A 4,682-nucleotide genomic window follows, 5' to 3' on the forward strand; every position below is an offset into this window, starting at 1 on the left:
CTAAGGTCATAGAGTTTACTCAAGACAAATACAAAAGCAAGTATAAAGAAAGTCGTTATGGTTTTTTACATGATGTATATAGTAATTAGGATGATAATCCTTATAACGGAGGTGGCAATATATGCTACGAATAAGCTATAATAAACTTTGGAAAATGTTAATTGATAAAAATATGAACAAACAGGATTTAAAAAATGCCACCGGAATAAGCTCTGCCTCAATAGCAAAGCTAGGTAGAGGTGATAATATTACGACAGATGTTCTCCTTAAAATATGCGAAACTCTAGATTGTAAGGTAGAAGATATTATGGAGACTATTGATGATAAATAATGTCTGTTTAACCATTATTAAAGGAGGAAAATAAATGATTTCAAGAACATTCGGTTGGGTTCAGAATCCCTCTGATTTTTCAAAACTAAAATTAGTCGTACAAATTTTTGATAACCAATCAGAACACTACAAAACCCTAAGAGATATACTTGTCCCAAACTTGATTTACTTTCCAGAAGTTAAAAATCAGTTGTTAACAAAGTTAAAAAGTAACACCGCCGATTTTTCATATTTAGAACTTGTTGGTACTTCAAAAGGAAAAAATGGAAAATCACCAAATAAACGTTCAGATGCTGTTGCTGATGCGCTAATTCAAATTACAATTTTGCCTCAGTCCCTCAATACAACTGGAAAACGCTGGACAGATAATTGGACATCTGATGGCTATTTACGTTGGGCACTTAGTCTAAACTTAATCAAACATGATAGAGAAACTGATATGTGTTCGATAACACCTTTAGGTCTTGAATTTTCACGCACAGGAAATGATTCAGATGAAGAGACTGAGATTCTTCGAAAAGCACTTTTGTGTTATCCTCCTGCTACACAAGTACTGAAAATTATTAGTGAATCTAAGAAGCCAATTACTAAATTCGCTATTGGTAGTCAACTTGGTTTTGTTGGGGAGAAAGGATTTACCTCTTACGATGAAGAGCTCATGCTCGATTGGTTTAAAACCGCAAATACTGTGGAACAAAAGAAAATAAAATCAGACATTGAAGGCACAAGTGATAAATATGCAAGAATGATTGCTTCATGGTTGCAAAAACTGGGTTTTGTCGAAAAACACAGTACAACTATTGAGACGAGAAATGGGGAAAAAGCCGGATTCCAAGAATTTAGTATTACTGCTCGTGGGCTACATGCACTAAAACAGAGTAACGGCAGCTCAAAAAATACTCGTGTTTCTAAATTTTTAACATGGGAATTTCTTGCCGTAGAAGGAAAAAACCGTGATTATATACGTACAAGAAGATCTTATATTCTTAAATATTTGCAAGAAACAAAATCTTTTAATGTTTTGATTGATAAACTCCGTCAAATTGGCTTTCAAGATGATATGAAGATTATTGAGAATGATATAAAAGGGTTAAATACATTTGGGATTAGAATTGATATAGATGGTGATAAACTTGAGTTGAAAGATTTGCTTGTTGATTTCACTATCCCTGCTCTTAACCTTACTCAAGAACTAAAAGATTTAGAAACAGAAAGGCGCAAAGCGGAATTCATGAATAAAACAGACTTATCAGCGAAATACATTGAGTTGCTAGAAATTGCATACGATGGAAAGCGAAATCGAGATTTTGAAATAGTTACTGCTGAACTCTTCAAAAAAGTTTATGGATTACAATCTATCTTACTTGGTGGTGGACGCAAACCTGACGCTATAGTATTTACTGACAAGTTTGGATTTATTATAGATACTAAGGCATATGGAGAAGGCTACTCAAAAAGCATTTCTCAGGCAGATGAGATGATTCGCTATATTGAAGATAACAAAAGACGTGATATAAATCGCAATCCTACTGAATGGTGGATTGATTTTGATCCGATAATCCCACAAAATCAATTCTATTTTATGTGGGTTTCTAGTAAATTTGTTGGTCGCTTCCAAGAACAACTTGACTACACTGCTAGTCAAACTAGCACAAATGGAGGTGCACTAAATGTAGAACAATTACTTCTTGGTGCAGACGCAGTTCTAAAAGGTATTCTCGATGCAAATACTTTACCTTTGTACATGAAAAACAAAGAAATCGAATTTATTTCTTAATAAAATAAAAGGAGCTTGCTTTGGCTCCTTTTATCTTATTTGTGTTTCGTAATAGTCGTACTCCATATTCTTCAATTGAAATGTATTTGTGTCATAGTTTGTTACCAACACTTCTATACTACCGGAACCTACCGTATTGTGTGAAGAGTTATCATAATTATAGTCCAAATAATTCACATCCACATTTGAATTTTTTATAAATGACTTTAAATATTCATTAGACCGGCCTTTATGTTCTATTACGTTGCTTAGTGCCCAGCGGACACCCTGTCCCGTTAGTTTTCTTAATAAATCATACATTGCATTTTCTTGTTCCTCATTCCAATTCACAAAACCACGATTCCCATCGTTGTAATTACCTGTAGTAATAAGATAGGGCGGGTCTAAATAAACAAAGTCATTTTCAGTAAGGTTTGATATCTCTAGGTCTGTAAACAAACCATCTACAAATGTCGCGTCTATATTATCAAGTTTAGATACAAAAGAGCGTAAATTCCTTTCCATGTTTTCACTAAACTGACTTCGATTACGTCCAAAGGGATTATTGAATTCCATAGAATTATTAAATCTAAATTGATAGTTATAGCTATATGATACGAGAACATACAAATCTAATGGATTGGGGCTATTGTTATAATCAGATCGAAATTTTAAGTAAGCTTCTTCATTTGTCTTACTAAGGCCGTATTCATTAATTCTAGTTTTAATTCTTTCAACCAGTTCATCTGGTTTTTTAGTAGCAAAGTAACGGAACATCTCATTAATACGATCATTCATGTCATTAAAAACATAACGTTTAGCATCTACATTAATCCCTACATTTGCCCCACCACTAAATAAATCAACAAATGTGTCTATATTCTTGGGGAATAACGGTATGATTTGTTTCAATAATTTGTATTTACCCCCGATATAATTCAACGGACTCTTGATGTAAGAATTATTATTTGCTTTCCATTTGTCCATTGTCTTAAGAGTTGCTGCAATCACTTTACCTTTTTTTATAGGTTTTTTTTGAATATAAATAAGTGTTTCACTTAACTTATCTCTATTTGACGGTATTTTAGATTTATACTTGCGATAATCAATATGCTCAATATCAATTACACCCTTAAAGGAGTATCTTTTCATTAAATTAGTTAACTCATTGATTGGTATAATTCCTTCATCATTATAGCTTAAGACAATATGTGTTGCACTTATATTGCTAATCAAGTCATCCATAGCATTTAAAGCCTTACGCTTCATAGCATAGTCACTACGTAAATTTGACCAATCAAAAATTTTCGTTTTACCACTTAAACTTGGTTTATCATTCCTAGCCACGTTCTCTAATAGGTGGTAATTAGAAGCATACTGCCTATTATTATATGGTGTATCAATATAAGCTATATCAACATCAAGTCTTTTAATTAGTTCATTTGCATCTTCGTTAAAAGCTTTATTCTCTTTTTTATTATCTTTCACTTCTAAAGGAATTAATTCTAAATCTTTTAATGCGCGTTTATCCCAATGTTTTAAATATGCACCATAGGTTCCGGTTATATTACTCACAAAAGGAATAGCTTCTATCAGTGAAGATAATAGATAAAAATATTCACCTTCAGTAATCCACATTTTATTTTTCCATAATTCGATTGTTTCACGAATGTAATCTATCCTTTTTCCGTTTTCTACAGTAAGGTACATACTATCTCCTGTAGGAGTATAAGCTTCTTCATAATAGTGGCTTCCTGTAAAATCCATCTTATCTGCGTTCTTTTGTAAATATAAGATTGGGTCTACGATTCCATTATGTTGTAATCCGTTAAAAGATAATTCTTTATTATTTTCAATAATTGCTCTAGCATTAACATAGCTAAAATATAATAAGTCATTAGAATAGACTGTAAAATCTTTCTTGAAATAATTTCCAACAATATTTGTTCCTGCAAATAAGTCAAGGAAAGTTTCCTCGCTACCGTTAGTATGCTTAGAAAGTAAATTTTCTATATTTTCAACAAGTAATTGTTTAGATCCTATAAATCTCAAATTAACATCCCCTTTCATCCTTGTCTAATATAGAATACTATTATTTGATGAAATAATCAACTATAAAATTAAAAAAACAATATCAAATTAGATTTTATATATTGCTTTAATATATTTATATACACCACTTTTACTAAACGGTTAAACCATTAAAGCAAAACTTCATTTGCATGGGTGAGCTCAATTCATCAACTAAACCATATTCCCTTAAATCACACTCATAATCTACAACTTTACCCGCCATCAGAAACAAAGAACCCCCTGACAACACTGAAAATGCACCATTTTCAAGGGCCTATACATCTATTATCTTGTCAGCAGGCAGAAGATTTCAAGTATTCTCTAAGGAAATAGCAATTGAATCTGGCCTCCTGATTAGGATTAATAAAAGTGATAACTATTTTATCAACTCACCACGTCTTTGCCAGCAATCGTGTCAACTCACCACATCAATATCCATATCATCTTCTTGATCATCTAACCCGCCTATCTTGGACAAGTTCCCACAAAGAAAAATCCCGTGATTATCCTTCCGGCTTGGAG

The 4,682-nt window shown here is 32.4% G+C and carries 4 protein-coding genes; 2 read left to right on the forward strand and 2 right to left on the reverse strand.

Annotation, left to right across the window (positions count from 1 at the left end; genetic code table 11):
• The first annotated feature begins 121 nt into the window (after positions 1–121).
• Positions 122–331: a helix-turn-helix domain-containing protein gene (locus KO361_05285; GenBank protein MCC7574980.1), complete on the forward strand. Its 210-nt coding sequence runs from the start codon at positions 122–124 to the stop codon at positions 329–331.
• 34 nt (positions 332–365) lie between these two features.
• Positions 366–2,108 carry a restriction endonuclease gene (locus tag KO361_05290; protein MCC7574981.1) on the forward strand — a complete coding sequence of 581 codons (1,743 nt, stop codon included), beginning with the start codon at positions 366–368 and terminating at the stop codon, positions 2,106–2,108.
• Between the two features lie 30 nt (positions 2,109–2,138).
• Here the strand turns inward: KO361_05290 and KO361_05295 are convergent, their stop codons facing one another.
• Complete coding sequence (locus KO361_05295; protein ID MCC7574982.1) at positions 2,139–4,157, reverse strand: Dam family site-specific DNA-(adenine-N6)-methyltransferase; 2,019 nt, start codon at positions 4,155–4,157, stop codon at positions 2,139–2,141.
• A 115-nt stretch (positions 4,158–4,272) separates the two neighbouring features.
• A complete protein-coding gene (locus tag KO361_05300; GenBank protein MCC7574983.1) occupies positions 4,273–4,410 on the reverse strand; it encodes a hypothetical protein in 138 nt (45 codons plus the stop codon).
• Positions 4,411–4,682: the final 272 nt, after the last annotated feature.

Source organism: Candidatus Woesearchaeota archaeon, assembly GCA_020854775.1.
GTDB lineage: Archaea > Nanobdellota > Nanobdellia > Woesearchaeales > 21-14-0-10-32-9 > 21-14-0-10-32-9.